We start from the raw sequence: 19262 nt of genomic DNA on the forward strand, positions 1-19262 counted from the left end.
GAGTGGGTTTTCGTGGTGACGCAGGCGACAGTCCGGCTTACCGGCCCATGAAAGAGGAAGACTTCGATGACGATCGAACAGACACTTACCGACAAGGAACGTTTGGCGGATCTCGATCTCGATCAGCTCAGGCAGTTGGTGGGTCTGGTGGAGTATGACTCGGCGGCGGATCCGTTTCCGGTCAGTGGTTGGGATGCGGTCGTGTGGGTGGTGGGGAATGCCACCCAGAGCGCGCATTATTTTCAGTCGGCGTTCGGGATGACTCTGGTCGCCTACTCCGGGCCGACCACCGGTAACCGCGATCACCATAGTTTCGTTCTCGAATCCGGGGCGGTCAGGTTCGTGATCAAGGGTGCCGTGGACCCGGACAGCTCCTTGATCGAGCATCATCGCGTCCACGGTGACGGTGTCGTGGACATCGCGCTGGCGGTGCCCGATGTCGACAAGTGCATTGCGCATGCCCGGGCGCAGGGTGCGACCGTTCTGGACGAGCCCCATGACGTCACCGATGAGCACGGCACCGTTCGTCTGGCGGCGATCGCGACCTACGGCGATACCCGGCACACCCTCGTCGACCGCAGCCGTTACACCGGCCCCTACCTGCCCGGCTACGTCGAACGCACCTCCACGCACCGCAAGCGGGACGGCGCCCCGAAACGGTTGTTCCAGGCCCTCGATCATGTGGTCGGCAACGTCGAATTGGGCAAGATGGATGAGTGGGTCGGGTTCTACAACCGGGTGATGGGTTTTACGAACATGGCGGAGTTCGTGGGCGAGGACATCGCCACCGATTACTCCGCGCTGATGAGCAAGGTCGTCTCGAACGGCAATCATCGGGTGAAGTTCCCGCTCAACGAGCCGGCGATCGCGAAGAAGCGTTCGCAGATCGATGAGTACCTCGATTTCTATCGTGGTCCCGGTGCCCAGCATCTGGCGTTGGCCACCAATGACATTCTCACCGCCGTCGATCAGCTGACCGCCGAGGGTGTCGAGTTCTTGGCCACCCCGGATTCGTATTACGAGGATCCGGAATTGCGGGCCCGGATCGGGAACGTGCGTGCCCCGATCGAGGAGCTGCAGAAGCGGGGGATCCTCGTCGACCGCGACGAGGACGGATACCTGCTGCAGATCTTCACCAAACCACTCGTCGACCGTCCTACCGTGTTCTTCGAACTCATCGAACGCCACGGTTCCCTAGGTTTCGGTATCGGCAACTTCAAGGCCCTCTTCGAAGCCATCGAGCGAGAACAAGCCGCCCGCGGAAACTTCTGACACGCGGTTCGAGTCAGGCACGAACTCGTCGACGCGATGCCCGTATCGGACGGTATGGCTTCGGTACCGTGTCGGAATGAGCACTCGCGATGTCCCGGCACAGATTGGCGACCTTCCTCCGATCGGGCGTCCGGCGAACAGTGCGCTACTCGAGGCGGGCATCACCACCCTGGCGCAGGTGGCCGCTCGCAGTCGTCGCGAACTGCTCGCCATGCATGGCGTGGGCCCCAAAGCTGTTCGAATCCTTGAAGGCGCTCTCGAGGAAAGGGGACTCGCCTTCGGCGAGTGAGCACCCGGGCGGTGGAAGCCCCGACCGACTGAGTGGTGACTGGAAGCGGCTCTATTCCTTCGCTTCCGCCGCGCCGAGCGCCGTCAGCAGGAATCTTTCGGCGGCATCGGTGTCGGCGCCGAGGCGTCGGAGCGGACCCGGATTGTCCGTTTCGTCGGCCATCAACGCGAGCAGCATGTGTTCCGTTCCGATGTAGTTGTGGCCCAATCGCAGAGCCTCGCGGGTGGACAATTCGAGCACCTTTTTCGCGCCCGCCGCGTAGGGGATCAGAGCGGGGGATTCGGCGTCGGCCGGTCCGGCAGCTAGGTCTGCCTCCGCTGCTTCCCGGATTGCCTGCGGTGTAAAGCCCTGGTCGGCGAGCGCCCGCATCGCGAGGCTGTCGGGCGCGCACAGCATGCCGAGTAGAAGATGGGCCGACTGAATCTCGGACAGTCGCTGCGCCCGCGCTTCCTCCTGCGATTGGACCACCGCCTGCCGGGCCTTCTCGGTGAAACGCGCGAACATGTTGGCACTGCCCTTGGGTGTGAACCGCTGCTGGGCGGCCTGCTTCGTGACACCGATACAGCCGCCGATCTCCGTCCACGACGCACCGCTACGCCGCGCTTGATCGACGAAGTGGCCGATCAGGTGGTCGGAAATTTCGTTGAGGTGCTCGGCGGTCAAGACTGCAGCCGTCAACTGTTCGAGGGGTTGATCGGGGTATCCGGAGCGGATTCCGTCGATGAGGTCGTCGAGTCGTATTTTCATCATGCGTCAACGGTAGATTGACGCATGATGCCCGTCAAGGCCGAGTTGACGATGCGCAGTTTTCTCCAGCCGACGCCGCGCCGCGCGAATACGATGTCAGGTAGAACGTCGAGCCGTGACGGGAGACTGACCATGCGTCACCACGATGAGGGCCGCGACCACGACGAGGCCGACCTCGAAATCCGACCCCAAGAAGATCATGCCGCCGGCCCCACTGCAGTCGCAGTGTCGATGAAACGTTCTCTTGAACACATGGGCATGAGGCGGACGGCCGAGACTCTGCTGCGACTCAATCAGGCCGAGGGATTCGACTGCATGAGCTGCGCATGGCCGGACCCCGACCCGGGTCATCGGCACAAAGCCGAATTCTGTGAGAACGGCGCGAAGGCGGTTGCGGAGGAAGCGACCCGGTCCCGCGCCACTCCGGAATTCTTCGCCCGGCACAGTATCGCCGACCTCGACAGTCACAGCGAACACTGGCTGGGGCAGCAGGGGCGGATCACCCACCCCATGGTGAAGCGGCCGGGGGCGACGCATTACGAACCGATCGACTGGGACGACGCGTTTGCCCTGATCGGCGGCCAGTTGAAGGCACTCGACAGCCCGGACGAGGCCATTTTCTATACGTCCGGTCGCGCGTCCAACGAGGCGGCGTTCGCGTACCAGCTCTTCGTTCGCGCATTCGGTACGAACAATCTGCCCGACTGTTCCAACATGTGCCACGAATCCACCAGCATCGCCCTTCAGGAGTCGATCGGAATCGGCAAGGCGAGTGTGGTGATGGAGGACGTGTACGACGCGAAACTGATTGTGCTACAGGGCCAGAACCCGGGCACGAATCATCCGAGGATGCTGTCGGCGCTGGAGAAGGCCAAGCAGAACGGTGCGAAGATCCTGTCGATCAATCCGCTCCGTGAGGCCGGTCTGGTCAACTTCAAGAATCCGCAGACCCCACGCGGCATGGTGGGATCGGGTACCGACCTGTCCGACATGCACCTGCCGATCGCGCTGAACGGGGACCTCGCCCTGCTTCAGGCCTTCGGTTCGCTGCTCGTCGAATGGGATGCTCTCGATCACGCTTTCATCGACCAGTACACGATCGGCTTCGAGTCGTGGAAACAGCATGTCGCCGCAGTCGACTGGGACGTCGTCACCGAGACGACGGGGCTGTCCCGGGAGCAGATCACCGACGCCGCCACGTTGCTTCGGGACTCCGACGCCACCGTGTACTGCTGGGCGATGGGACTCACCCAGCATCGCAACTCCGTGGCCATCATCAAGGAGATCACCAATCTCGCACTGGCCCAGGGCAATATCGGGAAGCGTGGTGCCGGACTGTTTCCGGTTCGCGGGCACTCCAACGTGCAGGGTGACCGGACGATGGGTATCTGGGAGCGTCCGCCCGGGCATTTTCTCGATGCCCTGCAAAAGGAATTCCGTTTCGATCCGCCGCGCGCGAACGGGTACGACACCGTCGACTCGATCCGTGCAATGCGCGACGGCAAGGCGCACTTCTTCCTTGGACTCGGTGGCAACTTCGTTCAGGCCGCCCCAGACACCGAGGTGACCGCTGCGGCGCTCCGCAAGACGCGCATGACCGTGCACATCTCCACCAAGATCAATCGTTCACACCTGGTGTGCGGGGAGACGGCGCTCATTCTGCCGACGAAGGGGCGCACCGAGAAGGACGTTCAGGCGTCCGGTCCGCAATTCGTTTCGGTCGAGGATTCGACGTGCTCGGTTCACGCGTCGCGGGGTCCGCTGGACCCGGCCAGTCCGCACCTGGAGTCGGAAGTGGGCATCGTGACGCGCATTGCCGAAGCCACCATCGGTGACCGCTACGGAATCGACTGGAAGGGGATGCGGGAGAATTACGCGAACATTCGGCTGCACATCTCCCGCGTCGTGCCCGGATGCGAGGGGTACGAGGTGAACGTCCGACGTCCGGGCGGTTTCATACTTCCGCACCCGCCGCGTGACTCCCGAACGTTCGAAACCCGTTCGGGTCGCGCAGAGTTCGCGGTGTCCCCGATCGAGGTCGTGCAGGTGCCGCCGGGGCATGTGATCTTGCAGACCCTGCGTAGCCACGACCAATTCAATACCACGATCTACGGGTACAGCGACCGCTACCGGGGCATCGAGGGTGGCCGCCGCGTCATCTTCATGCACCGCGACGACATCGCGGCGCTCGGATTCGATGACGGCGACATGGTCGATCTCTTCACGCGCTGGGACGCTGACGAGCGGGTCCGGTGCGCGCAGAACTTCCGCATCGTCGAGTACGACACCCCGCGCGGCTCCGCCGCCGCCTACTATCCGGAGACCAATCCGCTGGTGCCGCTGGACTCGACGGCGCTGGGCAGCAATTGTCCAACCTCGAAGTCCGTCGTCATCTCGCTCGCCCGCACAAAGGGGCGGGACGGCAATCAGGCCGGCGACCAAGACGAGGTGGGCGCTGACTGGACACACAAAACCGACCCGGAGCCGCACCACCTGTCCTGAGTTCGTCCGCAGTTCGCCACTGTGTCCCCTTACCGTGCTCTGTTCGGTGGGTGTCACCCCTGCTCGCCCGCGCAACATCCCGGCTGATCGGGACGCCGGTCCCTTCCCCACGGGACATCGGGCCCGGCACAGTGAAGCGACTTCGACGAGCGAAAGGCGAGCCGTGGTGACCATCGATGACAAGAGCGCAACGCGGCCGTCGACGCTCGTCGACGCGCTACCCGAGCGGTACCGGACGGTGCTGCGCTTGCGGCTCGCTCATCAGTTGCCGGTCGAGAAGGTGGCCCGGATTCTCGGCACTTCGACGGAGGCGGTGCTGCTGATGCAGCACGCCGCGATGAACCTGCTCCGGCGAGAACTCGCGGACGGACGTCGCAATAAGGTCGAACGCTGGATGCAGTGAGGAAGTCTGTCCGCACCGAACGTTCAATACACTACGGGGTCGTAACTCACACCGCATCCGACAACGTGTATCCCGTGTCAGAGCAGGTGTTTCGGCTGCTGTGGGCAAGGAGTGTCGGAGCCGGGTGCTCGTCGGCCTCGGATTTCAGTCTGAAACCGACGCCGCGCACCGTATCGATGACGTCTGGTGCCCCGTGAGATTCGAATTTGCGGCGTAGTAGATAGACACACGTGTTGAGGACGTTCGACTTGGAACCCGCCGGCAGCCCCCACACTTCCTGTAACAGTTGTCCCCGGCGGACTACGCGGCCGGCATTGCCCGCGAGAACGACGAGCACGTCGAGTTCGGTTCTACTCAACGCGATGCGGGCAGTGCCGACGTTGAGCACTGCGTTGTCGGTGTCCACGGAGACGCCGGACGAGGTGGACGAATTCGACGACGAGCGAGATGGCCCCAGTCGTCGGAGGAGAGCGCGAAGCCTCGCGACAACCTCGTCGACGTTGACGGGAACACACATCACGTCATCTGCGCCCGCCTCGAAGTAGGAACACCGGGTTTCCTCGTTCGCGAACTCGTCGACGACGAGGATGCCCGTTCTCGCTCCGAAAACACGCAAGACTCGGATGGTGTCCAGCGCCTCGAGGTTTCGTGAACGGGCGTCGACGATCACCACGTCGGCACGCCGCACGACATCTGGTCCGTCGAGCGTGGCGGAACCGGGCTGCACGTGCATTCCCGCCGAGCGTAGGTACCCGACGAGCCATGGTTCGGCGCTCGGAAGGAGGACGACCGTTCCCGGAACGGCACCGTGATCGGCAAAGGAGTACATCGGTGGGCCCCTCCCTCCTGCGGCTTCGCCGCCCGTGAGTACTTCTCAACCACGGGTTGTTAATAAGTACTCACGGGTCAGTGGCAAGATCGGGAGAATCGACGGGAGTGTTACTGCGAGCATTCTGAGTTGTCGACGCTGAGGGATGCAGTGGATGCACCCACTCATTCCGCTCCGGTGACGCGGGGAAGCCGGACAGCCTTTGTCCGGCGGGCGGGCGCCCGCCCGCCGGGCAATGCCGCACGGCGCAATCGACGGTCGGCGGACGTGGACTGCCGTGTCAGGGGGAGATTGCGCGCAGGCAGCCAGTAGTCGGCCCAGCACCGGAGATGTCGGTGTCAGAAGTCCGCTGCACGCTGTCCCTGTCGGGTTACTGCGTGGACAGCCACAGCCTGAATGCTTCAGCCGTCGCCGCCTGCAAAGTCGTCCCCCGGGTGGCTACTTCGATCTTTACCTGCCGCAGCAACTCAGGGTCCACCCGGGCGGAGAACTGCGGGAATTTCGTCGCGCCCACGGACGGTGCGGTGGGTTCGGCTGCAGTCCTCGGTACAAGCGAATCTTCATCACCATCGAGCTCCGCGATCTGCAACGCGGTCTCGGACGCTCCCATGGAGTGCTCGTTGGACATCTTCATCTCCTTGATGAACCGATGAGGTAACCGGTTCGGAGGCACATGCTGAGTTGTGTCAGAAATTCTGTTGCCCATGCACGACCAGAAACGGACCGGAACCGAAGCCTACGGATAGAAAGATAGCAGGCATGAAGGCAAAATAAGTTGTTACCAAAAATACAACTGGATACGGGATATGCAATCTTGCCGAATAAAGAGGTATTCACGGTCCCTATCAGGGTTTGGGACTGGTTTTCGTACCGCCGGTTTGAAACCATGCAATGTAGATTGGTAACTTTGCCGCGACCGTTTATTGGACATGCGACCAGATTGAACTTACTGCGCGTCCAACCAAACGCCGAAACTTACTGTACGTCCGACCAGCTCGTGAGTGGACGGCGAGGATTTGCCTCCCCGTGTGCGGCCTCCGCTTGTGAATGACCTTTGTTTTTCTCATCGTTTCTACATCGGCGAATTCCGAGAATTGTTTACCCCTTGCTAGGGGATAAATTAATCAATCAACCGACACGCCGTCTCGATCGTTGACACCTACCGGGTGGTTTGCGAATGATTCCACTCGTCAACCGCTCCACGGTGAGGGGAAAATTCGTGACATCGATCCACAATTCACTTCGGGCGCGTTCACCGCGCCGCTGGTTTGTCGGGGTAGCGGCCATCGCGACCACCACGGCTCTGATGCTCTCCGGTGGTGTCGCGTCCGCGTCTCATCCTCCGGTCGGTCTGGGGACAGCCGCCACCTTCGCTGTATTGGCCGGCACTACAGTCACCAACACTGGCCCTACGACCGTTTCCGGGGACCTGGGGGTCAGCCCAGGAAACGCGGTTACAGGATTTCCACCGGGAACGGTGATCAACGGCACCCAACACGTCGCCGATGCAGTTGCACTACAGGCCCAATCCGACCTGACGACGGCATACAACGATGCGGCCGGCCGACCGGCCACCGCGGCGGCGCCCCCCGATCTCGGTGGTCTGACTCTGGTCGACGGTACCTATAACACGGCCGGGCCGATGGGGCTGACCGGCACCGTCACCTTGGATGCGCAGGGAGATCCCAACGCGGTCTTCATCTTCCAGGCGGGATCCACGTTGATCACCGCGTCGGGCAGCACGGTCGCCCTGATCAACGGGGCTTCGCCGTGCAACGTGTTCTGGCAGGTGGGTAGCTCGGCGACTCTGGGCACCAACACCACCTTCGTCGGCACCATCATGGCGTTGACTTCCATCTCGGTGCAGACCGGCACCACCGTGAACGGACGCGTACTGGCACGCAACGGCCAGGTCAGCCTGGACAACAACGTCATCACCCGGCCCAACTGCGTCACGCCGCCGCCGACGTCCACGACGACGCCGCCGCCGACCACAACGACGACCACCACGACGGCACCGCCGACCACGACGACCACCACGCCGCCGATTACTACCACCGTCACTAACGGTCCCGTGGTTCCGATTCCCATCCCGATTCCCATCCCAATTCCCATTCCGCCCGGCGGAGGAATCCCGGGCGTTCCCGGTGTTCCAGGGGTCCCAGGTATTCCCGGCGTTCCCGGCGTTCCCGGACCGCCTGCACCTCCAGGACCTCCCGCACCCCCTGCTCCTCCAGGACCTCCGGCGCCCCCGGCACCGCCTGCTCCTCCGGGACCGCCGGCACCACCCGCTCCTCCTGCTCCGCCCGGTGGGCCTGGTGAGCAGGGTGGACCCGGTGAGCAGGGTGGACCCGGCGAGCAAGGCGGACCCGGCGAGCAAGGCGGACCCGGTGAGCAGGGTGGACCCGGTGAGCAGGGTGGACCCGGTGAGCAGGGTGGACCCGGCGAGCAAGGCGGACCCGGTCAGGGTGGACCCGGCGGGGGCGGTAAGGGCGGCCCCGGCGGTAACGGGTACATCATTCCCAAGGGCGCCCCGGAGACTGGGGCCGGTGGCATCATTCCGCCCACCGGTGAGGACGCGCTGCTCTATTCGCTCGGAGGACTGGCCCTAGTTGGATCGGGCATAGCGGCCGGCCAGGGCGCCCGACTGCGCGGGAGGCAACGATGAGCGACCCGAACGCCGACTGGTCGGAGTCCGTCCCGGGCCCCGAGTGGCCAGGTACCGAGGGGACGATGGGCAGGGCGAAACGCTGGTGGGTGTTGGCGGCAGTCCTGTTGCTGGTCGCGACGGGTTTCCTCGCCCTGCGCAGTTACCAGAATTCGACTGATCCGCAGCTGACACCGCCCACGGCGACCGATACCGTGCCGGCACCCTCTGACGGGGTGTCCGGCCCGGCGCCGGTCGCCCTGCGGATCCCCGAGTTGGGGGTGGACGAATCCCTCATCACGCTCGGCCTCAATCCCGACGAAACGGTGGAGGTGCCCGCCGATTTCGACAAGCCGGGTTGGTACAAGTTCGGTCCGGCTCCGGGGCAACTGGGATCGGCCGTGATCCTCGGGCATGTCGACTCACACGAGGGCCCGGCGGTCTTCCACCGATTGAAGAATCTGAACGCGGGAGACTCGGTCGAGGTGAGTCTCGCCGACGGCAACGTCGCGCATTTCTCCGTCACCAAGGTGGAGACATATCCGAAGACGGAGTTCCCCGCCGAGCAGGTCTACGGCTCACACGGCGACCACACGCTCCAACTCGTCACCTGTGGAGGGGAATTCGACCCGCACGCCCGCAGCTACCTATCCAACGTGGTGGCCTACACCTCCTTGGTCGACATCACTCCGGCCGCCGCCAACCAGAGATGACGGAGGCCCCGGGCCCGAGCAAATTTCACGGAAGGAGGCGAAGGCAGCCACGGCCCGTCGGACAGCGAAGAGTGCTTGCATAGGGCGGGGTTGACCGATCCGTTGCCATCCGCAGGGCCGCGGCAACAGCAACGGATCGGTCAACCCCTGTCGGACATCTACCGCCCCGGCTAACGCACATCTCATCTGCACGTCATCTACGGTTGCAAATCTATGTGCTGTACCGGACGTTGCGGATTTACTCCTGGGCAGGCTCCAGGACTTCGATCGAGAACCGCGCGTCCGATCACAACTCGGCAAGGGTCGCTCAGGATCTGCAAATGCTGTCGGTGCAGATCAGGTGCTGGCGGAATCCTCGGGCCGGAATCTGAGTCGGGCGGCGATGATGTCTTGGGCGATCACCGTGATCCTGCGGTGTTGCGCGAACGCCACCGCCCGTAGTCGGGTGAGGGCGTCGGCGGGAGAGACCCGAAGCTGGGCGGCCATCATTCCGACGGCTAGGTGCACCTTGCCGCGCGGAGACAGGGCGAGGTCGACCATCGTCGGGTTGCGCGAGGGATCGAGTTCCTCGACCACGATCGAGCCGAGGGCGGCGGCGTAGCCGGCCGCGGCCCGATAGTGCTGGGTATCGAGCCGGCCGGGCTGGGTGCGGTAGAGCTCGAGGACACCGATGCGGGCGCCGATGAACAGACGGAGGGGGAAGGCGAAGACGGCGCGAACACCGAGGTCGAGTACCTCGGGGACGAGCATCGGCCACCGTGTCGTTGCGGCGGGATCCGTCAGATCGGTGTGTAGTTCGGGCACCGATGTGCGATACGCGGTAAGGCCGGGGCCCTCGCCTAGGGTGAATTCGAGTTCGTCGATCCGTTCGGCGGTGATGTCGGTTGCGTACACCAGGTCCCGACTGGTGTCGCTGGCGAATACCGCGATGGCTATGCCGTCGACACCGACGTCGTTCGAGCATTGCCCGCACAGGGTACGAGTGCGGGCGAGTAGGGACACCGTCTGATCGTCGTCGGGACGAGCTGGGTTTTGTTCGGCGCTCATTTCCCCTACTTTCCCCGGCAGCGCGACCGCAAACAGCCCGCGGCTCACGCCGTGAACCTCCGTATGGGTTCACTCGCTACCTCAGCCGGCGACACCCGGCGGGGACTCCCGCAACCCTCCCGCTACCGATGCGCTAGAAATAGGCGTGAATTCCAAGCAGGCGGTCGGTGGCGGTCAGCCGCAGCGGGTGGGCAGTTTCCGGTTCCTTCTCGCCGGCCAGCGGTGGGAGTGGTCCGACACCGTCGCCTGCATGCACGGATACCAGCCGGGTGAGGTCGACCCGACCACCGAGTTGTTGCTCTCGCACAAGCATCCCGAGGACCACCCGCAGGTCGCCCGGGTTCTCGATCGGATGGTCACCGATGCCGAACCGTTCAGCAGTAAACATCGCATTGTCGATACCGCCGGCAAGGTCCGCCACGTCGTCGTCGTCGGTGACCGTCTGCACGACGACACCGGGCAGGTGATCGGCACGACCGGGTTCTACATCGACATCACCGATTCGCACACCAGCGATGTGAAGGAATCCGTCGACGAAGTGGTCGCCGAACTCGCGCAGTCACGGGCGGTGATCGAGCAGGCCAAGGGGGCGCTGATGCTGGTCTACGGCATTTCCGCGGATCGGGCGTTCGATATCCTCGCCTGGCGATCCCAGGACACCAACACCCGGCTGCGCGCGATCGCCGAATCGTTCGTCGCCGGTCTTGCCGACCTCGACCCTGACGAGGCCGGGCTCCGCCACCGCGTCGATCACCTGCTGCTGACCGTGCACAGCCGCGGGGAAGCCCGCTCCGACGATCTGACTGGAAAGCCCAGGTCGCCGACATGAACGACCGAGGAGTCGCGGCGGCGGATGGGTGCGTACATGCGACACCGCCCGGTTATCCACCGGGGCGCTGCCACCTCCCTGCGGGCGAGAGACGAAGCGCGGAACCAACGGTTCGACGATCTCCCACAACGCATCCGACACCAGCCGCAGAGACAACTCATCTGCCACGGTTGACGTGCAGATCGCTTCTTACGGGTTCAATCCTGCCGATGTTACTCACGTCGTGGTCTCGCACGCGCCTCGATCACACCGGTGGCACGAAGCTGTTTCCTCATGCGGTGCCTCACGACCCCTGCAGTCTCATGCATTCGGTGTCAGCACCTTCAGTGGGACGGGCAGTTCGCCGCAATAGTCCTCGGAGATGGTTCAGTGCAGCGTCGGTCGGTTCCCGATCGTCGCCGGTGATCTGTTCGAGTATCAGACCTTCGGCTGCTGAGTAGATGAGGTGGCTCAAGGCCGGGTCAGGCTCGAGGCCGGCCAGCGTCAGTTCCGTGCCGATGGCATCGACGTAGGCATCGCGCACTCGCCGCACGTGGGGTCTGAGTCCGGGACGTCGCCGCGACTCCAGCATCAGCTCGAATTGAAAAGCCTGATCTACCGCGTCTACTTCTGCGAATGTCGACAGTCCTGCGAACAGGGCGTTCAGATCACCGCTACCGGGCCGGGTGCTGATCGTTGCCACACTTCGCGCGAAAGAACGTTGCAGCGCCTGCTCTACGAGTGTGTCGATCGAGCCGAAGTGGTGTGCAACCAACGTGTGGCCGACACCGGCCTCGGACGCGACCCGTCGATAGGTGAGGCGACGAAGTCCGTCATCAGCGACCGCGCGAATGGCTGCGTCGAGGAGGGCATCGCGGCCCTTACCGTACCGCGACTCGGTTACGCCGTAATCGACCATATCGACATCGCCCCTACTGGTTGGAATCGGGCTCAGCAACCGCACACAAGTCCAAGTCCGACCTACGATCAAAGTATTGATTATTGCGTGTGAGTAGTGCATTCTCGTACAAATAGTCACATTAGACCAAATGTTCAGGTTGGCGCGACTGGAACACGAGCTACGTCAGCGCCGAGACGAAACGGCACTTCGGTGCACTCAAATTCTTCCCTGCGGCACTCCCGGCGCAGCCGAACCGCGCTGTAGGCCGACATTAGTTCGAGAATCCACCAGAAGAGAGACGCGAGATGACATTTTCTGACACTCGGCACACCAGCCCGGTCGTCGTGATCACGGGCGGTGGCAGCGGCATCGGTGCAGCGACCTGTGAGGCTCTTCGTGCGCTCGGGTGGACGGTAGTGATCTGCGGCCGCCGCCGCGAGCAGTTGGATCAGGTTGCACATGCGACCGGCGCGCATCCGGCTATCGTCGACATCACCGACCCCGATGCGACTCGGCGGCTGGTCGAGGACACTGCGAACCAGTTCGGCCGCTTTGACGCCGTGGTCCTCAACGCCGGTATCGTGCGGCCCGGCCCGGTTGCGGAATTGTCGGAGCAGGATTGGGCGTCGGTGGTGGACACCAACCTCACTGCCCCCTACCGATTGCTGCACCACGCCCTGCCCCACCTGATCCGCAGCCGCGGATCAGTTGTCGGTGTCTCGTCGGTGAGCGCGCTACGTGCGTCGGCCGGGACCGCAGGCTACAACGCCACCAAAGCAGCTTTGACGATGCTCGTGCAGTCGGTGGCGGTCGATTACGGCCCGCAAGGGGTCCGGGCCAACGTTGTCTGCCCAGGCTGGACGCGCACCGAAATGGCGGACGCGGAGATGGCCGAATATGCCGAGGCCAGAAAGATCGACCCCGAACAGGCCTACCGAATCGCTACTGCGCTCGCGCCGTTGCACCGCCCGGCGCACGCGTCCGAGGTCGCGGCCACCATCGCCTGGCTAGTGTCCCCGGCAGCGTCTTATGTAAACGCAGCGGTCATTCCGATCGACGGCGGACTACAGGCCGTCGATCCAGGCACTGCCCCATTCGCCGACACCCTGCAGTCCGCCGATCCGTCCTGACTGGTACCGCAGGTCTCGAAAACTGTTGTGCGGTGACAGCCGGTGTCGGCTGCAACCGCCACTGGGCGTGGGCTCTTCGCGTGGCTCTACAGAACTTGTCGTCGTCCGGAGGTCGCTGCTGCGATGAAGGCGAACGAGGCAATCAAGCAGACGGTGGAGAAGATCAGCATTCCGCCGAACCCGGATGAATCGAAGATCACACCGGCGATGAAGGGTCTGGTGAACCTGCGTGCATGAAGGTGCCGTCGAGGGTGGCCACGCTGGGGAGGGAGGCTGCGGTGATCACGGTCAACGTCCAGTAGACCGGTCCGACGTTCGCCGACGCGAATACCGCGGGGAAGATCGCGAGAATCGCTGCGCCCATAGCCAGCTGAGCTACAACGAAGGGCCGAACGCCCGCCCGGGATTCGATGTCCGACCACTGACCTCCAGTAGCCACTCGGTGAGGTCGGTCTGCGACATCGTGCTTTGACCGCACCAGTCGTCGCTGCGCTCCTCGGGCAGATACGGCTCGAGGAGAAGAGCTGTGTGGGAGGTGGGAGCCCCGGCGAGATCGGCGTTGGCGTCGAGTTGCAATTCGGCCAAGCCGGCGCGGCCCGCCAGTAGGATCTCAATGCGGGAAGCAACGCAGTCTCGGCCCGTTCTGTAAGGCGCACTTGTGGCACTTCAGGATGCTCGCGGGTGGCTGGTTGTATAGGGAGGATTCAGCACAGCGAGCCCGTACTGGACCCGGTTCAGCGCACGTCAGGTGCGTGTTTTCATGTCACGCTTCGCTTGTCACCATCGCAGTGATGCCGCCTTCGACGAAGCGCAGTAGTGCTTGATGTCGTTCGTCGATGTCGCGTGTGTGCATGCGGCCCCTGGTGAGGCTGTCGAGCCGGAGATTGTTGGAGTAGGTGTGCATCGTCGCGGCAACAAGGTGTAGGTAGGCGTCGTGAATTGCCACGTCGTCCGCCTCCGGGAACATAGCGTGCAGCTGGGTTATGAAGTCGGTGGCGATGGTGTTGAAGTCGTCGACGATCAGCCGTCCGATGGGATGTCCGGAGTTGGCGAGTTGGGCGATGAGCCGAAAGTAGTTGCCCCACCCGGGATCGCTGGCGCGTTGGCGCATCGGTTCGGTGAACGCGTCGATGAGTGCGCACAGGCGTCGAGCTCGAGCTCCGTGGGCCGGTAGTTTCGCCAAATGGGCGCGTCGGTCGTCGTTGAGGGGTCGAATACGTCGAGCCAGTACTGCCTGGAACAGGCCTTCCTTGCCGCCGAATTGTTCGCTGATCGCGGCCAGTCGGGTGTCGGCGCGGTCGGTGATGTCGCGGACGCTGACGCCGAAGTAGCCGCGGTCGGCGAAGAGCTCCTCGGCCGTGTCGAGCAGCCGCATCCGCAGTTCGGCGCGATTGGCGTCCCGCGAACTCAGCGGTTGCGGGTTGTCAGGGGAGAGAGCTGTCACGATCCGAGTATGGCGTGTTGGATGCTACCGATCCCGTCGATACCGAGTTCCAGGATGTCACCGGGTTTGACCCAGTGTCCGGTCTCCATGCCACTGCCGCCGGGAAGTGTGCCGGTGGCGAACAATTCGCCGGGTCGCAGGGTCTCGTCGCGGGATGCGTGTGCGAGAACATCTCCGATGCTGTGGTGCATCCCGGCGCTGGACACAGTACTCACGGTGGTGCCATTGATGCTGACCGTTCCCTGTAGGGCGTCGATGCGGGGCAGAATTTCGTCGGCGGTGACAGCGACCTCGGACAGCGACGTCGCGAAGTGCTTGGACTTTTGCGGGCCGAATCCGCTCTCCATCTCGGCGCGCTGCACATCACGTGCGCTGAGATCGTTCAGCACGACAAATGCGCCGATAGCGTCCAGGGCCTCGTCCGCAGTGGCGTTGAACAGCTCGCGCGCCAGGACGAACCCGATCTCGAGCTCGTAATCGAGCGCCCCGGTGTACGAGGGCGCAACTATCGGTGTCCCCGAGGGCACGAAGGTCAACGCGTTGGACATGTAGTAGATCGGCTGAGTGTAGAACAGCGGCTTGGGTTTGAGGAGCGGGAACGTGCGTCGGGTGAGGGTCTCGACGGCCGCGACCACCCGTTCCTGCCTCGGATGAAACCGCTGCAGCAAGCCCCGGCTGGCATCGAGAACATGCTGCTCGTAAAGCATGAAGTCCCGGAACGACGCAGGCTGGAACGGCAGCAACTGCGTACTGCGCTGGAGGTGTTCGTCGGCGCGGGTCAGTTCCCACTCCGGGTCGAAAACCCGTCCACCCAGCGCAGTTCGGTCCGTGATGGGCTCCCACGGCCCACCGCTCTCAGACGCCTGCACCTGAAGGCCTTCCGGGGTGCGCACTCGTCTCAACTTCATCGCCCGATCCCTTCGCCTACCGGAACGACTGTTCCGTTACGTGGTGTCTGCATGTTAGCTTCGGAACAGTCGTTCCGACAGTGGGGGGTCGCATGCAAGAGGTTGCCGAGAATGTCTTCTGCGTGGAAGGAACTGCAGTCAACTGGGTGCTGTTACGCGACGGCGCGGCATTGACGCTGATCGACGCGGGCTGGTCGGGAGACACGCCCCGAGTGGAGGCCTCGATTCGAGCGTTGGGCTGCCACCCCAGCGATGTCCAGGCGATTTTGCTGACCCATGCACACCTCGATCACATGGGAGCCATCAACCACTTCCACGAGAAGTACGGCACCCCGGTGTTCATGAGCACAGCCGATGCCGCTCATGCCCGGAGCGGCGATCTCGAACAAGCTCGCCCCGGCGACATCATCAAACGCTGCGTGAGGCCACGAGGCATGCGCTGGACGGCGCGCATCATCGGCGCGGGCGCTCTCAAACCGGTCACGATCCCGCACGCGACGTCCTACCCCCGCGCCGGCGCGCTCGATCTACCCGGCGCCCCGGTCCCCATCGGCTGCTCCGGGCACACCTCCGGCCACAGTGCGTTTCACATTCCCGACAAACGTGTCCTGATCACCGGCGATGCCTTGGTCACCGGCCACAGCCTTTCGCCCATCACGGGTCCGCAATTGCTGCCGCCGTTTTTTGCCCACCATCCCGATGAAGCACACACCGCGCTGCGCATCTTGGCCGACATCGATGCCGACTGGATCGTCCCGGGGCACGGATTGCCATGGCGCGGAACTCCCACTGCGGCAGTCGAACTCGCTCGTCGCAACGCGGCCGTCACCAACACACTCTGAACAGAGGGAACCTACGATGACCGACGCCACCTTCCTGCAGAAGCTGTTCGTCACCGCTTGCGCGGTCACCCACACCACCGATCTCGCCGCGCGCGCGACCGGCGCAGCACCGTTCCTACCCGCGTTGTTCGCCCTGCGCTACGCCAATATGGGAGGACTCGACCGCGAGGAGTTCGCGCAGCAGTTGACCAGGGCACGATCGTTCCGCGACGACCGCTGGTGCACCTACTGGAACCGGATCGCGGCCGGCCACGTCGACGGCGCCACCGGACTGCTGCGCGACCTCACAGCCGGCTCCACGTCGGCTCCGATCCCCGACATCTGCAGCCCGACCACCGCTGCAGACACCGACGCTCTCGCCACCCTGACCGATCTGATCGCCCCCGCAGCGGCTGTGTTCGCTGACCACGGACCCCAAGTGGGTTTCGGCGCGGTCTCCGACCTCATCGCCGCCCACACCCCCGCTGCCGATCGGCTCCGTGCAACGACCGCTTTTCGGGCGATCGACGCGTGGGTCAAAGCCGTCACCTACTACCAGGTCAGCGCATTCCCAGGACACAGCAGCCAACGGATGCGCGCGTATCGGCGATCACGGCGGATGTTCGACGTCCTCATCGGTGCATTGGCCCCGTCGTTGAATCTCACCGTCGAGCACGTCGAGATCCCCGTCTCCGACCGGGAAACCGTGGCCGGCTATCTATTTCTGCCGCCCGGACCGGGCCCGCACCCGGTGGTGCTGACCACCAACGGGCTCGAGGGCACCGCTCAGGAATTGGCGATACCGCAGCTGCGGTACCGCGATTCCGGTGTAGCGGTGTTTCTGATGGAGATGCCCGGCAGCTACGCCTACACCAAGCCTATGGGCCCGGACTCCGAAGCGATCTACCACGAGGTCATCGACCACCTCGTGGCCGACGACCGTCTCGACTCCGACCGGATCGCCATGGTCGGGGTCAGTTTCGGTGGATACTGGGCCGCACGTCTGGCCGCCACCGATGACCGCATCGCCTGCGTCATCGCGTGCGGAGCACCCACGCACCGCTCCTTTACCGGTGGCGCGTTGGGCACCCCGCAGATCATCCTCAGCGCACTCGCCGACACACTCGGCGCGCGACATCCACTCGACCTGATGCGCGCACTGTCAGCACTGTCCATCGAAGACCGCTACTCCGACATCTCGATGCCGCTCCTGGTGATCAACGGCGACAACGACACCCTGATGAGCACCCAGGACAGCATCGACCTCGCCGAGACCGCTCCGAATGGGACCGTTCGCCTCTACCCCGACGACGACCATTGCGCGATGGGCCACTACCGCGAATGGCTCGACTTCTCCCAACACTGGCTCACCGAACACCTGATCGACACAGCGAAGTAACCGACCCACAAACCCGAGACCACGAGGGGAGGCTGGCCTGACGTTCCCGGCTTTGGCGGGGAGGTCTTCGATGGCGTTCGATTGTGCTGTCACAGAGTCCCTTCCGTCGAAGTGGCCCCGACTGGGTGGACGTCTCCGCCGGCATTCCTCCAAGTAGCGACTCTCTCGCAGTTGTACGTGTCTCAATCAGCGGCCGGAGTGTCCGCGACGGACGAGGTGGCCATCCCACGAAAGCCACACCAGCGGCGGGTGATTGTCAGCCTCGCCTCGAGCGTCGTCGGGAACCTGAAGTGATCACCTTCAGGCGGGGACAGGGTGGTGATTGTGCACGTCCCCGAAGCCTGGCATCAGGAAAGCACCGCCGTGGTTCACGACCTGCTCGTCACCGGTCAGTTGCTCGGGTGTCGGGTCGCTAGAGGCGAATCACGCCACCGCGGACCAGCATGCTCGTGGCGGTAGGCCGATCGGCGTCGGCGGTCCAGATCGCGGTATTGGTGTGTAGATATCCGATCGAGTCGCCGTGTTCGTCGTGAGAAATGATGTTCTCGAGTGGAGTTCTATGGGAGTGATTCTGGGGACGAGCAGTGATCCGCCGACGCGGCGAGTCGACCGGTCAGGACGACCCGAAATCGAGGGTTCCGATCGCGGCTCTGCAGTGCATTCCGAAATCGACGATCGGGCTGGTTCCATTGGCAGGTTCGCTGATCGGAGACGCGAGAAACAAAACGTGACGAGCAATCTGATCGGCGGTCACCACCGGGAACGATGCGGTGTCGAAACCCTCCGCGGCAGCGAGGTCGGCGCGCGACATCGGAGTGTCGACGATGCCCGGACATACGGCGTTGACCCGCATGCGCGGGTGGTCGACCGACAGAGATCTTGCGAGCATCACCAGCGCGGCTTTGGACACGCTGTACGGTGTCATTCCCTCGAACGCAATGAACGCCGAGTCCGAGGCCACGAACACCAGTGTGCCGATGTCGCTGGCGGACAGTGCTGCCACGGTGTGTTTGGCCAGTAAGAAATTTCCCCGGACGTTCACCGACTGGACCAGATCCCAGTCTGCGGCGTCGATTTCGTCGACCCTGCGGCCCACCGGGCCCGATATTCCTGCGCACCCGCACACGGTGTCGAGACTGCCGTAGGTCTCGAGGGTGTAGCGAACAACAGATGCCACGTCTGTCTCGTCCGTGATGTCGGCGCGGACGAATACCGCTTCGTGCCCCGCAGCGCGCAACTCGTCCGCTACCTGTTGCCCTGCCGCATCTCGGTCGACGATGACAACTCGGGCCCCCTCCCGCGTGAGCGCTTCGGTGACAGCGCGGCCGATCCCGGACGCGCCTCCCGTGATCAGCGCGACTCGGTCGTTCAGGCTCAGATTCATGTTCTGATCCGATCATTC

19 protein-coding genes and 1 pseudogene are annotated in these 19262 nt (G+C 63.8%); 10 read left to right on the forward strand and 10 right to left on the reverse strand.

The features are described 5' to 3' along the window. Positions 1–66: 66 nt before the first annotated feature. Both hppD and R4P95_RS12060 read left to right on the forward strand, forming a co-directional pair. Positions 67–1272: a 4-hydroxyphenylpyruvate dioxygenase gene (gene hppD, locus R4P95_RS12055; RefSeq protein ID WP_109334443.1), complete on the forward strand. Its 1206-nt coding sequence runs from the start codon at positions 67–69 to the stop codon at positions 1270–1272. A gap of 76 nt (positions 1273–1348) precedes the next feature. After that, positions 1349–1561: a hypothetical protein gene (locus R4P95_RS12060; RefSeq protein ID WP_317744420.1), complete on the forward strand. Its 213-nt coding sequence runs from the start codon at positions 1349–1351 to the stop codon at positions 1559–1561. Positions 1562–1612: 51 nt separating this feature from the next. Here the strand turns inward: R4P95_RS12060 and R4P95_RS12065 are convergent, their stop codons facing one another. Beyond that, positions 1613–2311, reverse strand: a complete 699-nt coding sequence (locus R4P95_RS12065; protein WP_213575739.1) for a Clp protease N-terminal domain-containing protein — start codon at positions 2309–2311, stop codon at positions 1613–1615. 129 nt (positions 2312–2440) lie between these two features. On the opposite strand from R4P95_RS12065, the gene R4P95_RS12070 reads away from it, so the two are divergent. Both R4P95_RS12070 and R4P95_RS12075 read left to right on the forward strand, forming a co-directional pair. Beyond that, a complete protein-coding gene (locus R4P95_RS12070) occupies positions 2441–4810 on the forward strand; it encodes an FdhF/YdeP family oxidoreductase (protein ID WP_317744418.1) in 2370 nt (789 codons plus the stop codon). A gap of 166 nt (positions 4811–4976) precedes the next feature. Then, the gene (locus tag R4P95_RS12075; protein ID WP_213575741.1) at positions 4977–5213 is read left to right on the forward strand and encodes a sigma factor-like helix-turn-helix DNA-binding protein; all 237 of its coding nucleotides are present in this window, start codon (positions 4977–4979) and stop codon (positions 5211–5213) included. 46 nt (positions 5214–5259) lie between these two features. On the opposite strand, the gene R4P95_RS12080 is transcribed toward R4P95_RS12075, so the two are convergent. After that, entirely contained in the window at positions 5260–6042 is a 783-nt protein-coding gene (locus R4P95_RS12080) for a response regulator transcription factor (protein WP_317744416.1), read from the reverse strand. 370 nt (positions 6043–6412) lie between these two features. Beyond that, positions 6413–6676, reverse strand: a complete 264-nt coding sequence (locus R4P95_RS12085; protein WP_213575743.1) for a hypothetical protein — start codon at positions 6674–6676, stop codon at positions 6413–6415. A 672-nt stretch (positions 6677–7348) separates the two neighbouring features. Here R4P95_RS12085 and R4P95_RS12090 point away from each other — a divergent pair. Together R4P95_RS12090 and R4P95_RS12095 are read left to right on the forward strand one after the other, a co-directional pair. Beyond that, a complete protein-coding gene (locus R4P95_RS12090; protein WP_317756788.1) occupies positions 7349–8710 on the forward strand; it encodes an ice-binding family protein in 1362 nt (453 codons plus the stop codon). Continuing rightward, on the forward strand, positions 8707–9402 hold the full coding sequence (locus R4P95_RS12095; protein WP_317744412.1) for a class F sortase: 696 nt from the start codon (positions 8707–8709) through the stop codon (positions 9400–9402). The genes R4P95_RS12090 and R4P95_RS12095 overlap by 4 nt, the downstream gene beginning before the upstream one ends. A gap of 336 nt (positions 9403–9738) precedes the next feature. On the opposite strand, the gene R4P95_RS12100 is transcribed toward R4P95_RS12095, so the two are convergent. Continuing rightward, on the reverse strand, positions 9739–10449 hold the full coding sequence (locus tag R4P95_RS12100) for a GAF and ANTAR domain-containing protein (RefSeq protein WP_317744411.1): 711 nt from the start codon (positions 10447–10449) through the stop codon (positions 9739–9741). Between the two features lie 145 nt (positions 10450–10594). Between R4P95_RS12100 and R4P95_RS12105 the strand changes: the two genes are divergently transcribed. Further along, entirely contained in the window at positions 10595–11278 is a 684-nt protein-coding gene (locus R4P95_RS12105; RefSeq protein WP_317744410.1) for a PAS and ANTAR domain-containing protein, read from the forward strand. 42 nt (positions 11279–11320) lie between these two features. Here the strand turns inward: R4P95_RS12105 and R4P95_RS12110 are convergent. After that, a pseudogene (locus R4P95_RS12110) lies at positions 11321–11446 on the reverse strand (IS5/IS1182 family transposase); the annotation flags it as partial. 115 nt (positions 11447–11561) lie between these two features. Then, positions 11562–12176, reverse strand: a complete 615-nt coding sequence (locus R4P95_RS12115) for a TetR/AcrR family transcriptional regulator (protein ID WP_317744409.1) — start codon at positions 12174–12176, stop codon at positions 11562–11564. 287 nt (positions 12177–12463) lie between these two features. On the opposite strand from R4P95_RS12115, the gene R4P95_RS12120 reads away from it, so the two are divergent. Further along, positions 12464–13288 (forward strand): SDR family NAD(P)-dependent oxidoreductase, encoded by an 825-nt coding sequence (locus R4P95_RS12120; RefSeq protein ID WP_213575749.1) that lies wholly within the window; start codon positions 12464–12466, stop codon positions 13286–13288. 375 nt (positions 13289–13663) lie between these two features. On the opposite strand, the gene R4P95_RS12125 is transcribed toward R4P95_RS12120, so the two are convergent. From R4P95_RS12125 to R4P95_RS12135, 3 genes are all read right to left on the reverse strand, one after another. Next, positions 13664–13873 (reverse strand): hypothetical protein, encoded by a 210-nt coding sequence (locus R4P95_RS12125; RefSeq protein ID WP_317744408.1) that lies wholly within the window; start codon positions 13871–13873, stop codon positions 13664–13666. 178 nt (positions 13874–14051) lie between these two features. Next, complete coding sequence (locus R4P95_RS12130) at positions 14052–14732, reverse strand: TetR/AcrR family transcriptional regulator (RefSeq protein ID WP_317744407.1); 681 nt, start codon at positions 14730–14732, stop codon at positions 14052–14054. Beyond that, a complete protein-coding gene (locus R4P95_RS12135) occupies positions 14729–15640 on the reverse strand; it encodes a fumarylacetoacetate hydrolase family protein (RefSeq protein WP_317744406.1) in 912 nt (303 codons plus the stop codon). Before R4P95_RS12135 ends, R4P95_RS12130 begins: the two co-directional genes overlap by 4 nt. Before the next feature lie 122 nt (positions 15641–15762). On the opposite strand from R4P95_RS12135, the gene R4P95_RS12140 reads away from it, so the two are divergent. Both R4P95_RS12140 and R4P95_RS12145 read left to right on the forward strand, forming a co-directional pair. Further along, complete coding sequence (locus R4P95_RS12140; protein ID WP_317744405.1) at positions 15763–16482, forward strand: MBL fold metallo-hydrolase; 720 nt, start codon at positions 15763–15765, stop codon at positions 16480–16482. Positions 16483–16498: 16 nt separating this feature from the next. Next, a complete protein-coding gene (locus tag R4P95_RS12145) occupies positions 16499–17860 on the forward strand; it encodes an alpha/beta hydrolase family protein (protein ID WP_317744404.1) in 1362 nt (453 codons plus the stop codon). A gap of 613 nt (positions 17861–18473) precedes the next feature. On the opposite strand, the gene R4P95_RS12150 is transcribed toward R4P95_RS12145, so the two are convergent. Next, positions 18474–19244 (reverse strand): SDR family oxidoreductase, encoded by a 771-nt coding sequence (locus R4P95_RS12150; RefSeq protein ID WP_317744403.1) that lies wholly within the window; start codon positions 19242–19244, stop codon positions 18474–18476. Between the last annotated feature and the right edge of the window lie 18 nt (positions 19245–19262).

The organism is Rhodococcus sp. IEGM 27 (genome assembly GCF_033142305.1).
GTDB lineage: Bacteria > Actinomycetota > Actinomycetes > Mycobacteriales > Mycobacteriaceae > Rhodococcus_F > Rhodococcus_F oxybenzonivorans.

Excerpts from the sequence above, each read along its gene's own strand:
- hppD (WP_109334443.1), top strand. The coding sequence starts at position 67 with ATGACGATCGAACAGACACTTACCGACAAGGAACGTTTGGCGGATCTC.
- R4P95_RS12060 (WP_317744420.1), top strand. The coding sequence starts at position 1,349 with ATGAGCACTCGCGATGTCCCGGCACAGATTGGCGACCTTCCTCCGATC.
- R4P95_RS12065 (WP_213575739.1), bottom strand. The coding sequence starts at position 2,311 with ATGATGAAAATACGACTCGACGACCTCATCGACGGAATCCGCTCCGGA.
- R4P95_RS12070 (WP_317744418.1), top strand. The coding sequence starts at position 2,441 with ATGCGTCACCACGATGAGGGCCGCGACCACGACGAGGCCGACCTCGAA.
- R4P95_RS12080 (WP_317744416.1), bottom strand. The coding sequence starts at position 6,042 with ATGTACTCCTTTGCCGATCACGGTGCCGTTCCGGGAACGGTCGTCCTC.
- R4P95_RS12085 (WP_213575743.1), bottom strand. The coding sequence starts at position 6,676 with ATGAAGATGTCCAACGAGCACTCCATGGGAGCGTCCGAGACCGCGTTG.
- R4P95_RS12090 (WP_317756788.1), top strand. The coding sequence starts at position 7,349 with ATGCTCTCCGGTGGTGTCGCGTCCGCGTCTCATCCTCCGGTCGGTCTG.
- R4P95_RS12095 (WP_317744412.1), top strand. The coding sequence starts at position 8,707 with ATGAGCGACCCGAACGCCGACTGGTCGGAGTCCGTCCCGGGCCCCGAG.
- R4P95_RS12100 (WP_317744411.1), bottom strand. The coding sequence starts at position 10,449 with ATGAGCGCCGAACAAAACCCAGCTCGTCCCGACGACGATCAGACGGTG.
- R4P95_RS12115 (WP_317744409.1), bottom strand. The coding sequence starts at position 12,176 with ATGGTCGATTACGGCGTAACCGAGTCGCGGTACGGTAAGGGCCGCGAT.
- R4P95_RS12120 (WP_213575749.1), top strand. The coding sequence starts at position 12,464 with ATGACATTTTCTGACACTCGGCACACCAGCCCGGTCGTCGTGATCACG.
- R4P95_RS12135 (WP_317744406.1), bottom strand. The coding sequence starts at position 15,640 with ATGAAGTTGAGACGAGTGCGCACCCCGGAAGGCCTTCAGGTGCAGGCG.
- R4P95_RS12145 (WP_317744404.1), top strand. The coding sequence starts at position 16,499 with ATGACCGACGCCACCTTCCTGCAGAAGCTGTTCGTCACCGCTTGCGCG.
- R4P95_RS12150 (WP_317744403.1), bottom strand. The coding sequence starts at position 19,244 with ATGAATCTGAGCCTGAACGACCGAGTCGCGCTGATCACGGGAGGCGCG.